Annotated in this window: 7 protein-coding genes; 4 read left to right on the forward strand and 3 right to left on the reverse strand. The window is 63.0% G+C overall.

The annotated features are described in order from the left end of the window. Positions 1-27: 27 nt before the first annotated feature. On the forward strand, positions 28-801 hold the full coding sequence (locus CCUG20998_RS17580; RefSeq protein ID WP_020730360.1) for a class I SAM-dependent methyltransferase: 774 nt from the start codon (positions 28-30) through the stop codon (positions 799-801). 295 nt (positions 802-1,096) lie between these two features. Here the strand turns inward: CCUG20998_RS17580 and CCUG20998_RS17585 are convergent, their stop codons facing one another. After that, a complete protein-coding gene (locus CCUG20998_RS17585) occupies positions 1,097-2,620 on the reverse strand; it encodes a nitrate/nitrite transporter (RefSeq protein WP_020730359.1) in 1,524 nt (507 codons plus the stop codon). 223 nt (positions 2,621-2,843) lie between these two features. Further along, the gene (locus tag CCUG20998_RS17590) at positions 2,844-3,320 is read right to left on the reverse strand and encodes an LppP/LprE family lipoprotein (protein WP_036456593.1); all 477 of its coding nucleotides are present in this window, start codon (positions 3,318-3,320) and stop codon (positions 2,844-2,846) included. 445 nt (positions 3,321-3,765) lie between these two features. On the opposite strand from CCUG20998_RS17590, the gene CCUG20998_RS17595 reads away from it, so the two are divergent. From CCUG20998_RS17595 to CCUG20998_RS17615, 3 genes are all read left to right on the forward strand, one after another. Beyond that, positions 3,766-7,974: a bifunctional nitrate reductase/sulfite reductase flavoprotein subunit alpha gene (locus CCUG20998_RS17595; RefSeq protein WP_036456590.1), complete on the forward strand. Its 4,209-nt coding sequence runs from the start codon at positions 3,766-3,768 to the stop codon at positions 7,972-7,974. Positions 7,975-8,621: 647 nt separating this feature from the next. Then, a complete protein-coding gene (locus CCUG20998_RS17605) occupies positions 8,622-10,226 on the forward strand; it encodes an adenylate/guanylate cyclase domain-containing protein (protein WP_231389756.1) in 1,605 nt (534 codons plus the stop codon). Positions 10,227-11,125: 899 nt separating this feature from the next. Then, on the forward strand, positions 11,126-12,490 hold the full coding sequence (locus CCUG20998_RS17615; protein ID WP_036456276.1) for a PPE family protein: 1,365 nt from the start codon (positions 11,126-11,128) through the stop codon (positions 12,488-12,490). A 316-nt stretch (positions 12,491-12,806) separates the two neighbouring features. Here the strand turns inward: CCUG20998_RS17615 and CCUG20998_RS17620 are convergent, their stop codons facing one another. Next, positions 12,807-14,363 carry an MFS transporter gene (locus CCUG20998_RS17620; RefSeq protein WP_020730352.1) on the reverse strand — a complete coding sequence of 519 codons (1,557 nt, stop codon included), beginning with the start codon at positions 14,361-14,363 and terminating at the stop codon, positions 12,807-12,809. Positions 14,364-14,716: the final 353 nt, after the last annotated feature.

The raw sequence follows: 14,716 nt of genomic DNA on the forward strand, positions 1-14,716 counted from the left end.
CGCCAGCAAAGTAAGGAGCAACTGAACATGCACACCGATCGCCAGGAATTGACTCGGCAAAAATACAACAAAATTGCGGCACAATATGTCGCCGGAATGATAAACATGGCACTCTACCATGATTTGTGCCAGAAGCCGGTCATCATGGACGCCCTCACCGAAGCTGCCGGCAAGAGCCTGCTCGACCTGGCCTGTGGGGACGGGTTCTACACGAGGCAGTTTCGCACTCTTGTCAAAGCGGGACCCGTCAGCGGCTCCGACCTGTCAGCTGAGCTCATCAGCCTCGCAGTGAGTCAGGAGAACCAGAAGCCACTGGGGATCGACTACCGGGTCGACGATATCTTGAATCTGCAGGAATCGCGGACCTTCAATACTGTGACAGCAATTCATCTTCTTCACTACATGCCGGATCCGGTGAGGCTGGAAACCGCAATGCGCAACATTTATCGGTTGCTCGAGCCAGGCGGCCGCTTCGTCTCCTTCAGCTTCAACCCCGATTTCCGAATCGAACTCCATGACAGGAATGACTCGGAGGAGAAGTTCGGCTACTACGTCTCCAAGGCCGAGGAAAAGAACGGCGGATTGGTTCATTTTCATCCAGCCCGAGTCGAGGGCTTGGTGTTCGAAGTGTATCGGTGGCATAAATCCTGCATCGAGGATATTGCATCGGTGGTCGGCTTCACCAATATTGAGTGGCGGTCTCCATTCGTAGCGAAAGTCGGGCTAGATGAATTTGGCGCCGACTTCTTCGAGAACCACATCAATAATCCACAAGGAAAGTTGCTGATCCTCACCCGCTAGATCGGACCCGGCCAGGTTGGCGACCGGCACCAGTGGGCGGGCCCTTGTTTGGGTGTCTGAGTTCCTTGGGCCCGCCGGGTTCCGACGCCAGCTGGCCGGGGCGATCACCGCTTTCGCACTAGAAACCCCATAGCACGCAGGCCGATCGAGCCGCACTGGGCGTTGCGCGTTGCGCAGCGCGACCTGGCCAGCGAACGTGCCGAGGCGGTCAACCGGGCATCCACCATCGATGCCCCGTGCCGCCCGCCAGCACTCCGGTTGATGGTCAGCCGCATCCGCGCGTCGGGTGCGAGCCCTAGGATCCAAGCAGCTCCGCCGCCGCGGGTGCCGGCTGCGGTGCGATAGCCGGCGGCAGGGCCTGAATGCCAACCACCGGGCGGCGCACGTAGACCTTCCACGTCAACGCGGCCGCGCCGGCATAGAACACCATGAAGAGCCAGAACGCGTCGGTCGTCGTGCCCGTGGCGACGAAGGACTCGCGCAATGCAAGGTTGATCCCGACCCCGCCGAGGGCACCCAGCGCCGAGACGAACCCGATCACCACCCCGGAGATGACGCGCGGCCGGTCGCGGTGATCGAGTCCTCCGACACTCGGGCCATGATCCAAGGAGCGCCCGCATGCCGCGAAAATCGTCGGAATCATCTTGTACACAGACCCGTTGCCCAAGCCGGCCAAGACGAACAAAGCGATGAAGCAGACGAAGTAGCCGGTCATGGTGGCTCCGCGCATCGGGCCACTGTGCCGACCTTCCAGGCTGCTTGCGCTGATCAACAGCCCGGCAACGACTGTCATCGCAACGAATACCATGAGGGTGATCCGGCTCCCGCCCAGCCGGTCGGCCAGTCTGCCACCGTAGATGCGGGCCACCGCGGCAAGCAGCGGACCGAGGAAGGCCAGTTCGGCCGCGTGCAAGGTGGCCTGGGCAGCGTGTTCGCCAATCGCCATGAAGTTGGTCTGCAAGACCTGCCCGAAGGCGAACGAGAACCCGATGAACGAACCGAAGGTGCCCAGGTAGAGCAGCGACAGCAGGTAGGTGTCGCGGTTGGCCAGGACCGTGGTGACGATCGGGCGCATATGGCGGGCCTTAACCCGGTGCTGCGCAACGTTGTTCATGGACAGCGCCACTCCGACTGCGGCGATCGCAAGGAACACCGAATACAGCGCGCAGATCAGGTACGGCTTGCCTTCGCCGGCAACGGCGATAATCAGCAGACCCATCAACTGGATCGCCGGAACGCCGAGATTTCCTATGCCGCCGGCAATTCCGAGCGCTGATCCTTTGAGTCGGTGGGGGTAGAAAGCGTTGGCGTTGCTCATCGAGGCCGCGAAGTTGCCACCGCCCAGCCCGCTTAGCGCCGCGCACACCAGATACGGCCAGAGCGGCAGGCCCGGGTGCAGCAAGAGCACCATGGTGCCAACGACGGGAAGCAACAGCACGGCCGCGGAGAAGGTGGCCCAGTTTCGGCCGCCGAAAACCGTGGTGGCAACCGAATAGGGGATCCGCAGGCCAGCCCCAACCAGTGTCGCGACCATGTCGAGCAGAAACTTGTCGCCGGCGGAAAAGCCATAGACATTCTCGGGCATGAACAACACCAGCACCGGCCACAGCGTCCACACCGAGTAGCCCAGGTGCACGGTCACCACCGACCAGAGCAGGTTGCGCCGTGCGATGCGCTTGTTGCCGGCCTCCCAGGCCACCAGATCCTCAGCGTCCCAATGGGAGATGTGACGGGAGCCACCCCAGCGCCTGGTTACAGCTTTCGAGCGGCCGGGACTGCTCTGCGACTCTTCGCGGTGCAGCAGCATCTGCTGTTCCATCACCCTCCTTAGACCCGCCTCCTGAGAAGCGACAACGATTTCCCAGCGTGCCAAAACTCGGGCCGCCAGGCACCTCGTAGGCAGCCTGAAACTGCTGGGGAACTGCTGTAAAACTGCTGTAGAGAGGGCAAATCCAGTGATGTCGAGCACACCACTGCCGGGTTGGGGGGTGCTTCACAGCGAGTAGTTGCTGAGGCGAGACGAAAACGACTGCTTAGCGCGGCTATTGGTGTGGTATCGGACCGAGCGCCTTGAGCTTGCCGTCCGGCCCGACCTGGAATCGCACGGTGCCGCTACCGGTCGGACAGCACTGCGGATCGCTACCCACCCGCCACTGGTACTGGACCGTCACGGTGTCCTGGCTGGAGGGAAGCACCCTTATATAGGGCTTCGGGTTGCGGGTTGGTGAGCCCAACGGGGTGTTGTGGTCGAAGAACAGCAGCTGTTGCGGAGTCGATTCGGAGGCAATGGTGGGGATTATCTGCACCCAGTACAAGCGGCAGTTCTTGGTGTGTCCCCGCGCGATTTCGACCCAAGTCGAGTTCGGCACCCCGACGGGAACCGCGGCAATGGCTTGACGCACCGTCTGGGAGGTCGGCCCATCGGAGTTCTTGCAGGTATCCGGCGCGGTAGTCGGCCGTGGCGCAGACTTGTGGCCGCAACCGGGGGCACCCAAACCCAGGACCAGCCCCAGGATCATCAGAATCACACGCAGGTGACGGTGCACTTCGCGAGCTTAGCGAAGTCTGTGAACCCCTTGGACAACGTCTGTAGACCCCGAAATACCAAGGTCAGGATCACGGCGCGGGAAGGCGCGTCTCGCGAGCTTGACGCAAACTGTGAATGTCCCCCGGATTTCGTTAAACCGCAGCTCAGGCGACTGATGATGGTGTCTTGGGCGGTAGCCTGGCGACAGATAGCCGGGTCGACGAAGACCTTGGGGATGACCGGAATCGGCTCAACTGCGTAACCAAGGTTTTGGTGCCGTTTCCAACAACGCACCGGCAGGCCCGGCCCGCTGCGAGGAAACCGTAAAACGGCCGAAACCTTCGACATCCCGCGCTGAAACATCCTTATCGCAAGATTTCAGCGCATAACCCCTTGTGCAGCAGGGGAGAAAGGATGCAGGCGTGGCCAGGGAACTCATGGCGCCCAACAAGGACGCCGTGAAAACCGTGTGTGCGTACTGTGGCGTCGGCTGCGGGATAGTGCTGCAAACTACGACCGACCCGCAGACGGGAAAGCGCCGCGTCGCCAAGTCGACTGGGGACAAGTCGCATCCGGCCAACCTCGGCCGATTGTGCACCAAGGGAACGACCACCGCGGACCTGCTTGCCGCGCCCGGCCGGATGGAATCGGCGTACCTGCGGGCCCACCGAGCGGGGCACCTGGAATCCATCCCGATCGACGATGCCATCACCCAGTGCGCCATGCGGTTACGCGCCATCATCGATGAGCACGGTCCGGACGCCGTCGGCGTCTATGTGTCGGGACAAATGTCGATCGAGGCCCAGTACCTGGCCAACAAGCTGACTAAAGGGTTCATCGGCACCAACCAGATCGAATCCAACTCTCGGCTCTGCATGGCGGGTGCGAGCTCGGGCTACAAGCTGTCGTTGGGGGCGGATGGTCCGCCGGGCTCCTATCAGGACTTCGACCACGCCGACGTGTTTCTGGTAGTCGGCGCCAATATGGCCGACTGCCACCCGATTTTGTTCCTGCGGATGATGGAACGCGTCAAGTCCGGCGCCAAGCTGATCGTCGTCGACCCACGGCGCACGGCGACCGCCGACAAAGCCGATCTGTTCCTACAGATCGCGCCGGGCACCGACCTCGCACTACTCAACGGTCTGCTGCACCTCATCGTTGAGAACGAACAAACCGATCCGCAGTTCATCTCCGAGTTCACCGAGGGATGGGAGGTGATGCCGAGTTTCCTCGAGCAGTTCACCCCCGACCGGGTAAGCGAGATCACCGGCATTCCCAGCGAGGACATCCGCACCGCGGCACGCTGGATCGGTACGGCGGCGAACTGGATGAGCTGCTGGACAATGGGACTCAATCAGAGCACCCATGGCACTTGGAACACCAACGCGCTGTGCAACTTACATCTGGCTACGGGGGCGATCTGCAAGCTGGGTAGCGGCCCCTTCTCCCTCACCGGCCAGCCCAATGCCATGGGCGGACGCGAAATGGGCTACATGGGGCCGGGTCTGCCCGGACAACGCTCGGTGTTGTCGGCGCCGGACCGGGAGTTCGTCGAGGAGCAGTGGGGTCTACCCGGTGGGGCGCTGCGCACCGATGTCAGCGGCGGCGTCATCGACATGTTCTCCCGCATGGCCGACGGCGAGATCAAGGCGTGCTGGATCATCTGCAGCAATCCCGTTGCCACGGTGGCCAATCGCAAGACCGTCCTGGCCGGCTTGGAGAAAGCCGAATTGGTGATCAGCCAGGACGCGTTCTTTGAAACCGAGACCAACGAGTACGCGAACGTCTTGCTGCCGGCCGCATTATGGACCGAATCCGACGGCGTGATGGTCAACTGCGAACGCAACATGTCCTTGTTCCCGAAGGCCGTTGATCCGGTCGGTGACGCGCTACCGGACTGGCAGATCATCGCCCGGATCGCTTGCGAGATGGGTTTTTCGGAGTCGTTCAGCTATAGCTCCGCCGCGGAGGTATTCGAGGAGATCAAGCGCTTCTCCAATCCGGCGACCGGATACGACCTGCGCGGTATCAGCCACGACAGATTGCGCGAAACCCCGCTGCAGTGGCCGTGTCCGCCGGACGGCGCGAGCAGCCGAAGCCCGATCCGCTACCTCAACGACGGTGTCAGCCAGCTTCAGTTCGTTCGCGACGATGGCACAGTGCCGCGGCTGGCGTTCCCCACCGCAACGGGGCGTGCGGTGTTCTTCGCCCGCCCGCACCTGGTGCCCGATGAGATGCCCGACGGCGACTACCCATTCCTGCTCAATACCGGGCGCCTAGCCCACCAGTGGCACACGCTGACCAAGACCGGCAAGATCGCCAAGCTCAACAAGCTCAACCCCGGCCCGTTCGTTGAGGTCCATCCCGACGACGCCGCCGATTTACAGATCTGCGAAGGCGACCACATCGAGATCGCGTCCCGCCGCGGCCGCGCCGTGTTGCCGGTTGTGATCACGGACCGCGTCCGGCCCGGCAACTGCTTTGCCCCGTTCCACTGGAATGACGCATTCGGTGAATATCTCTCCATCAACGCCGTAACCAACGACGCGGTAGACCCGATATCGCGCCAACCGGAATACAAGGCCTGTGCGGTCACCCTGACCAAGGTCGCCAGGCCGCAGCTGCAACCAGAACCCGGCGAACCCGCCGACCCCTGCGCGGATGCGACAGCACCCAAGCTGCTCGCCGATACAGCCCAATTCAGCGTGACACAGGTCGACGCTCTTGCCGAGCTATTGGGCGTCGCAAACGAACCCACCCCGCAGTTCGGTCCGTTCGCCCGCTCCTACCTGGCGGGCCTGATAGCCGGGCTGCGTTCAGAAACCGGTCGACGCATGGCCGGGGTGCCGACCCTGCCCGTCAGTTCTCCCTTCGATACCGGCACCCGGCTGTGGCTCGACGGCCTACTCGCGGGCATGTTCGCACGAGCCGAGACACCCCCCGCCTTGCCGTTCCCCCAAACGCCCGGTGCCGCTGCCCAATCGGACAACGCCGCCGAAGCTGGCGTCGAGCAACCCCCGATCGTGGTGTTGTGGGCGTCGCAAACCGGCACCGCCGAAGAACTCGCCGCGAGCGTCGCCGCACAACTGAGCACCGCCAAGCTGCCGGTTGTATTGCATGGCATGGACGAATTCGCGGTGGCCGATCTGGTGTCCACCCAACGGTTGCTGCTTGTCACCAGCACCACCGGGGACGGGGAACCGCCGGACAACGGTGCCGCCTTCTGGCGCGAGCTGTGCGCCGCAACGGCCCCGAGCCTGGCCGACACGCGCTATTCGGTTCTCGCGTTGGGCGACTCCAACTACGCCGACTTCTGTGGCCACGGGCGCGCCCTGGACCACCGGCTGGCCGAGCTGGGTGCCTCCCGCATTACCGACCGCGTCGACTGCGAGCCCGACTACGAAGAGTCCGCCGCCAGGTGGCTGCAGGAGGTACTCGACGGGCTGCGCCGCACGGCCCCGCCGGTCATCACCACCGGGCCTGTTCGAGCGGCCAGCATCGCCAGCAGCCCCCAGGGCTACACGAAGAAGCGCCCATTGGTGACCAGCGTGATGCGCAACACCACACTCAGCCGGCCGCGCTCGGCCAAAGACGTTCGACAACTGGTATTTCGGGTTCCCGAGCAAACGGTCAGCTACGAGGCCGGGGACGCTCTTGGGGTGTGGCCACGCAATGCCCATCAGCTTGTCGACGAGTGGCTGGGTGTGACCCGGTTGGACGGCCACACCGAAGTCGAGGTCGTCGGCCACGGGACGATGTCGTTGCGCGCCGCCCTGACAGACCGCTTCGAAATCGCACACCTGAGCCCGGACCTGCTGCGATTCGTGGCGCAACGGACGCTGGACTCCAACACCGCGAACCAACTTGCCGAGCTGATGCGCCCGGAGAACAAGGCCGCCCTTGCCGATTGGACCTGGGGCCGTCAGTCGGTCGACCTGCTCGCCCAGTCACCGGTCCGCGCCTCAGTTGACGAGTGGATGAGTGTACTCAAACCCATTCAGCCCCGGTTATATTCAATTTCGTCCAGCCCCAAAGAGCACCCCGGTGAGGTTCATCTGACAGTCTCGCCGGTGCGCTACAACTTTCAGGGCGTCCCTCGGCGTGGAGTGTGCTCGACCTATCTGGCCGACCGCAGCCCCAGCGATCAAATTGCGATCTATGTGCGCAAATCCAGCAATTTCCGGCCTCCAAGCGAGCCCCGCACACCGATGATCATGATCGGGCCGGGAACCGGGATCGCGCCGTTCCGGGGATTCCTGCAGGAACGACGCGCCCTCGGCCACACCGGGCCAAATTGGCTGTTCTTCGGCGAGCAGCATGCCGCGACCGACTTCTACTACCGCGATGAGATACAGGCCATGCATCGCGACGGACTGCTGACCAACCTGGACCTGGCGTTCTCCCGGGATCAGCGGGACAAGGTCTATGTGCAGCACCTGATGCAGCAGCGCGGAGCACAGCTATGGCAGTGGCTACAGGACGGGGCGCAGGTATACGTCTGTGGCACCGCCGACCCGATGGCCAAAGACGTTGACCGCATGCTCTGCCAGATCGTGGCCGAGCACGGCGGCCTGGACCCAGAGTCTGCAACTGCTTTTGTCCGCGCGCTCAGCGCGGACAAGCGCTACCACCGCGACGTCTACTGAGGCTGGCGATCGAATCCGGCTAGCGGTCGCAGTGGATTGCTCGCGACAGTGAGCCGGCCCTGCTTGGACACTTCCCCGCTCGCGCGTTGCTCTACCCGGCCACTGACCTTCTGGCACACGTACTCGCTCGATCCAACAAAAACGTGACGTAGCCAATACTGACTAGGCAAACGTGATCTCGGTATCAGCCCGGGCCGCGGCGGGCTGCTCGGTCGCGGCACCCAAGCGAATATTGGCAGGTGACCAATAGCATTGGACTGCTGATGCTTCCACCGGAGCTGCGCGATCTGCGATGGCCGAAAGGCGCGGTATCCCAGTGCCCGGTTGGCTGCCGAAGACTCCACCCCAGACGCTGGCTTCCAGGCCTATCGCTGCGGCAGCCAGGCCATTCATATCCCCTTATGGGGTAACATCTTCGCTAACGCAATCGGCATTCACATGGTGTTTTGGTCACGACTGAAACCCGCCGCAGAGCCGTTTCTCCCGTTCGGGCGTTGTTGCCTCTATCGCGAGACCTACAAACAGGCCCGAACTCCCAATACAGGAGGTCATATTTGGACCCGGAACGGCCCGGACCGGCGAGCACCGATCCCAGCCCTACCAGACTGGCCGGCGAGTCGGCCGCGTCTCCCCGACGCCTGCCGATCATGATAGTCCGGAAGTTCATCGACGATCTCGCCGCATCGCTGCGGTGTGGATCCAGTGCCAGGCCAGTGCTATTCGGCTTCATGATGATCTCGAACCTGGCCGGCGTTGCTTTGGTTCTGGTCCTGGTCATCGTGGCGATCCCGACCCCAGACATGTTCGCACCAGAGGTTCTGTGGATCACCGAGGGGGTCCTGCCCGTCTACGTTGTCATGGCAATGACCTTCGGCTGGGTGTGGCTCATCAAGCGCGTCCTCGCCGGATTGCGATGGGAGAACGATAATCAGCCGTTGACGGCAAAGGACCAACGCAACGCTTTCCTCGCGCCCTGGCGCCTAGCCCTGGTTCCCGTGGTCTCGTGGACGATCGGTTCGGCACTGTTCGCCGTCCTTTACGGACGCGTCAGTTACGAGTACGTCCCCAAGATCATTCTGGGCACCAGCCTAAGTGGTATCGCACTGTCGGCTACGTGTTACTTCTTCGCCGAGCTGATGCTGCGGCCAGCGGCCACCATCGCGCTTGGCGGCGGGCAGCCCACACGGCGTCTTGCCCCCAGCGTCATGGGACGCGCCACGACGTCGTGGGTGTTGGGCTCGGGTGTTCCACTGGTGGGGATCATCCTCGCTGTCGCGTTCGCGATGTCGCAACAACACCTGACCAGGAACGATCTTGGGCTCGTGCTGCTGTTGCTGGCGCCGTCCGCGCTCGTCTCGGGCGTGCTGTGCAACATGATCGCGGCCTGGCTGACTGCGACGTCAGTGCGCGATCTACATTCAGCCCTCAAGCGTGTGGAATCTGGTGACCTTGATTGCCAGCTCGAGGTCTTCGACGGCACCGAGCTCGGCGAACTGCAGCGCGGCTTCAACGCAATGGTTGAGGGGCTGCGCCAGCGTGAACGGATCCGGGACCTGTTCGGCCGTCATGTCGGGCGTGACGTCGCCGCTGCCGCCGAGGACCAGAGTTTCGAACTTGGCGGCGAAGAGCGCTGCGTCGCGGTTCTTTTCGTGGACATCATCGGATCTACCCGTTTGGTGACCGCCCGCCCTCCCGCCGAGGTTGTGCGGCTATTCAATCAAATGTTTGCCGTCATCATCGACGAGGTGAGCCGACGCAACGGACTGATCAACAAGTTCCAGGGCGACGGAACTCTGGCGATCTTCGGCGCCCCGATACGGGCGCTTTCACCAGAAACCGACGCGCTGGGCGCCGCCCGCGCGATCGCTCATCGACTCGCCAACGAGGTACCCGAGTGCCAGGCCGCGATTGGAGTGGCCGCGGGAGCTGTCCTGGCGGGCAATGTAGGAGCATTCGAGCGGTTCGAATACACCGTCATCGGTGAACCGGTCAACATCGCGGCGCGATTGTGCGAATTGGCGAAATCGGATCCACACCGCGTCCTGAGTTCGGCTGAGACAGTGCAGGCGAGCGACCCCGACGAGAGCCAGCACTGGACATTGGGCGGGCATACGGTGCTGCGGGGCCTCGACCGGCTTACGCAACTGGCCAGCCCCAACGACTGTCCCACCGGCCCCTGTGACACACATGTGGTCGAGTCGTTGCCGGCGCAGATCCGCACATCCGGATTTCCGTCCAACATGGTTCGGTGATCGGACAGGGAGCAGCCGCGGTCCGCCACTGAGATCATGCGCGCGCTATTTGTGCCGCATGGACGGGTCCAGCAGGGTCATGTCGGCCAACCAAACCCGTGAGTTGCGGTTGGCATCAAGTGCGGTAGCTCCAAGATCCGCGAGCCACGTGCCCTGCGGGCAACGGAGATGGCGATGCGCCAGACCTCGCCCCGCGCCCTATCGCCCGCATCAACCGGTCCACCGTGCGGCGGATCACCAAAGCTGACTTCTATTTCATTGTCCCGCTTAGCGATCCGGCGCTACCTCAAGGAACCCAACTCAGCCTCCGCGGCGAACTAATATCGCTGTGGCTAAACATGTTTCGACAGTTCTCAGGCTTACCGATACAAGTCCGCCAAGGCTGGCGCATCAGCGGCCGGCGAAGATCGGTCACATTTTGTTGCGCCACAGCAGAGGGTGAGCAGTCACCACCTTTACAAATGCCCCACCCATACCTCACGTAAATGTACTGTCCACCTTCTTTACATTCGCGCCCGCCAGTCGCTGAAATGCCCTTGATGTCAATCAATTTCACTGGACGGTCGATTTCGAAAGACCCGGCAACTATTTGCTACGCTCGGCCGCAAATGCGGATTTGCCTTCCCAGCGGCCAGCAGCCCTAGCCGCGGCTGTTCGCGACCAGGGGCAGCCTCAAGGCCGCATAGCTGTCAGGTATTGACGATCGGAGGAGCAGTGGTTCCTAAGGGTGCACGCCCGGTGGGCGCGGCGTCATTGAGTGCTCCGTTGTTGATCAGGCCCGGCGAGATGGTCTCGCCGGCTGCTTGGGCGGATCCGTTGTCGTCAGCTTTGGTAGAACCGCGCTCCGAGAGCACGGCACCCGCCCCGGACCGAGGGGGTATGACTTCAGGAGCGCCCTCATGACGGCGTCTGTATGGATGGCATCTCCGCCGGAGGTGCATTCGGCACTACTGAGCGCGGGCCCAGGCCCCGGCCCACTGCAAGAGGCCGCCGCAGCATGGACGGCACTTGCCGCCGAACACGCTTCCGTCGCGGAGGAACTCACCGCCACACTGAGCGGGGTGGCGGCTGCCGCGTGGCAGGGGTCGAGCGCGCAGAGCTATGTCGATGCGCACGTGCCCTATCTGGCCTGGTTGAATACCACCAGCGCCGACTACGCGGCGACGGCGGCCGAGCACGAGGTGGCGGCCGGGGCCTACACCAGCGCGCTGGCAACGATGCCGACACTGGCGGAGCTGGCCGCCAACCACACCACCCACACGGCGCTGTTGGCGACCAATTTCTTTGGGCTCAACACCATCCCGATCACACTCAACGAAGCCGACTACGCGCGGATGTGGATCCAAGCGGCCACCACCATGAGCGCCTATCAAGTCATCTCGGGCACGACACTGGCCTCGATGCCCCACACCACACCAGCCCCGCCGGTGCTCAAAGCCGAAATCGGTACCCTCGCGGGCGTGCTCTCGGACGCCCTCGCCCCGGCACCACTATTCCTATGGGAAACCATCGTGGCGATTTTCACGTTCATCGTGAGACTCATCGGCTTTATCTACCTCTTCCTGAGGGATCTGATCGCTCTGCTGATAGCGGGAGAGCTGCTAGCGGCTCTCATGTTCGTGATTGGGACGGTGGCGTTTGTCGTTTGGGCCCTGGCGACAGTCGTCATCGAAAACATCATCCCGATCATGATCGCGCTGCTCGTGGCAGCGATCGCTCCAGTGCCGCTGGCTTTGGCCGTGGCGGCTAGTACACCGTTCGCAGTTGCAACGGTATGCGCGTTGACCGGTACCGAGCGGGGTCTATCGGCTGCCTTCGATATCGATATTGCCCAGAATCTTCCGTTTCTGCTCAGCCTCTACACACAGCCTGCGAGCGTGAGCGTGCCGCCCGCCGACGCCGGACTAGCGACTGCGAGCGCCAAGCCTGTCGCCGCACACACCGGAGCAAAGCCGCTGTGGGACGGTTCTTCTGCGGTAGCGTCGGCCGGCGATGGGCCGCCAAGTGTAGCGCCGGAAGCCAGGCTGGTGGCGTCCAGCACGCTCGCTCATCCAAATACAACGGGTTCGACGGTAGCTTGCCAGCAAGATTCAAGAGCACCGGGCTTTGCCGGAACCTTGTCCGGGAAGTCACACGCTTCCCCCGCGGGGGTGACGGTGCTCAAGAGCAACGCTTTCAGCGACAGCCCGCGATTGCCAATGTTGCCGACCAGTTGGGACACCGACTGGACCAACGCGACAAGCAGTGAGCCGGTACCCGCCTGATCGATACCTGCCACTCAGACACCCTCGCGGGGCAGATGAGGAGCACATCATCTGAGAAGCACTACGGCTCAAAGTAACTCGATTTTTTGGGGTCCTTGTTTTGCAGGGCGTTGGGACACAGCACGTCTGGTGTGCGGCAGGTAGCAGCGGAGTCCAGCGACGTGGTCAACGACGCCGGATTGGCGAAACGTGGCTACATCGTGCAGGTTTGGCCAGCTTTTGGCGCCGGAACGTCCCGCAGCTGGCGGGGCGTACTGCCCAGAGGTACCCCCGAGGGGCGTCGGGCCGGCCGACGTCTCGACTTTCCCTCGACGATTCAAAGACCGACGGCGTCCGCCTCGCGCTCGGCATCGCCGAGCATGCCTGCCCCGCCTCGGGGGAACCACCGCCAGCCCGCCAGAAACACGAAGCCTAGTGATGCCGTGGCGATGAAGAACGCCACGCGTATGCCTTCGATGAAGTCTTCCTCCGCGATCGCAACGGGATCGCGGTGCACGATTTCTCGCCGCGGCACGATCCCACCGACGTGGGCGCGCGGGTTGGCACTGTCGATGATGACTTCGGCAATGGTGTGTCGCTGGACCGGATCGGGCACCGCGGGTTCCAGGTGAGGTTCGAGCGTGGCCGACAGCCAGGCGGCCAATACCGATCCCAACACGGCGAAGCCGATCGTCGAGCCGATCGCCCGCTGTGCACTCATGATGCCCGAAGCCATGCCAGCCCGTTCCGGGGGAACCGCGGTCATGGCGACGGTGGTGATCGGTGTCAGACACAGCGCCACGCCGGTGCCACAAAATCCAAGGCCGACCAGTACCAAGGCCCAGCTCCGGTGCTCGCTGGCGATCAGCGTAAGCAGCCCCAGCATCAACAGACCGAGCCCGATGAGGATGAGCACGCGCGCGCCGACCCGCGCAACCAGGCTTCCCACCAGTGGCGAAACGACGGCGACGCCGGCGCTGAACGGGAGGATCATCAGGCCGGTCGCCCCCGGGGTGTAGCCCCGAACGTTCTGCAGGAACTGCGTGGTGAGCAGCAGCATCCCATAGACCGCGAAGAACACCGTGCAAATAGTCCCGATGGAAAGCGCATAAGAGCTGTCACGAAACAACGTCAGATCCATCATTGGATCCGCTGACCTTCCCTCGATCCAAAGGAAAAGGGCGCAGCCAACTACGGCGGTCATGAGCAGAGTAAGGATCAGCGGCGATGTCCAGCCGATCTGGGGGCCCTCAATTACGGCATAAACAAAGGCTCCCACGGTGACGATGAACAGCGCCTGGCCAGACAGATCCAACCGGCCGGCCCGGGCGTTGCGCGACTCCGCCACAAATCCGACGGTGAGCAGAATGACGAACACCCCCATGGGCACGTTCACGTAGAAGATGCTCCGCCACCCCCACGTATCCACCAGCAGACCGCCCAGCGTCGGGCCAGTAGCGGTGCCCACGCTGGCGACCGCGGTCCAGATCCCGATCGCTCGCGCTTTCTCCCTCGGGTTGGGAAATGCGGCGCTCACCAGTGCCAGTGAAGTGACGCTGACCGTTGCCGCGCCGAAACCCTGAACCCCCCGCGCAGCGGTGAGCATCGCGATCGAGGGCGCCAAACCGCAGGCGATCGATCCCAGCGTGAACAAGGCGATACCCATCAGGTACCAGCGACGGCGGCCGTAGCGGTCGGCAAGTGTGGCGGCCGACATGATGAAGACCGCCATGCCGAGGCTGTATGCCGCCACCACCCATTGCAGGCCGTCCTCCCCCACTCCAAACGTATTTTGGATGTCCGGTAGCGCCACATTCACGATGAACGCGTCAAGGAAGATCATGAATAGGCCAAGCCCGGTGGCAAAGATGGTGAGGAGCTGAGTGCGGTTCATACCGGCCCCGTTCATCAGGCATTGGGAGCGCGTCCCGATTGCGTGAATTTCGGCAACGATCTGCGGTGAACTGTAAGCTTCGATAACCGTCGGTGTCCGCGAATTTGTAACTTGGCGTGAATAAATATGTGCCGGCAGCCTCCTTATGCCCGATTGCGGCGAGAAATCATTCACCATGGTCCCAGCCCGGCCCCAAACCCACCCGTAGCGTGCGCCCATGGCGCGGCTTGGCCAGCGCGGAGTCCGGGCCGACAACACCGAAAACGCCTCAGCGACAGCGGTATGCGATACCGGAAGCCCGACCTGTCCGCCGGGAAATAGCCGGGAGGCGCAGGCGCCGATCATCTTCCCGG

Source organism: Mycobacterium marinum (assembly GCF_003391395.1).
GTDB classification, from domain to species: Bacteria; Actinomycetota; Actinomycetes; order Mycobacteriales; family Mycobacteriaceae; genus Mycobacterium; species Mycobacterium marinum.

Excerpts from the sequence above, each read along its gene's own strand:
- CCUG20998_RS17580 (WP_020730360.1), top strand. The coding sequence starts at position 28 with ATGCACACCGATCGCCAGGAATTGACTCGGCAAAAATACAACAAAATT.
- CCUG20998_RS17585 (WP_020730359.1), bottom strand. The coding sequence starts at position 2,620 with ATGGAACAGCAGATGCTGCTGCACCGCGAAGAGTCGCAGAGCAGTCCC.
- CCUG20998_RS17590 (WP_036456593.1), bottom strand. The coding sequence starts at position 3,320 with ATGATCCTGGGGCTGGTCCTGGGTTTGGGTGCCCCCGGTTGCGGCCAC.
- CCUG20998_RS17595 (WP_036456590.1), top strand. The coding sequence starts at position 3,766 with ATGGCGCCCAACAAGGACGCCGTGAAAACCGTGTGTGCGTACTGTGGC.
- CCUG20998_RS17605 (WP_231389756.1), top strand. The coding sequence starts at position 8,622 with ATGATAGTCCGGAAGTTCATCGACGATCTCGCCGCATCGCTGCGGTGT.
- CCUG20998_RS17615 (WP_036456276.1), top strand. The coding sequence starts at position 11,126 with ATGACGGCGTCTGTATGGATGGCATCTCCGCCGGAGGTGCATTCGGCA.
- CCUG20998_RS17620 (WP_020730352.1), bottom strand. The coding sequence starts at position 14,363 with ATGAACCGCACTCAGCTCCTCACCATCTTTGCCACCGGGCTTGGCCTA.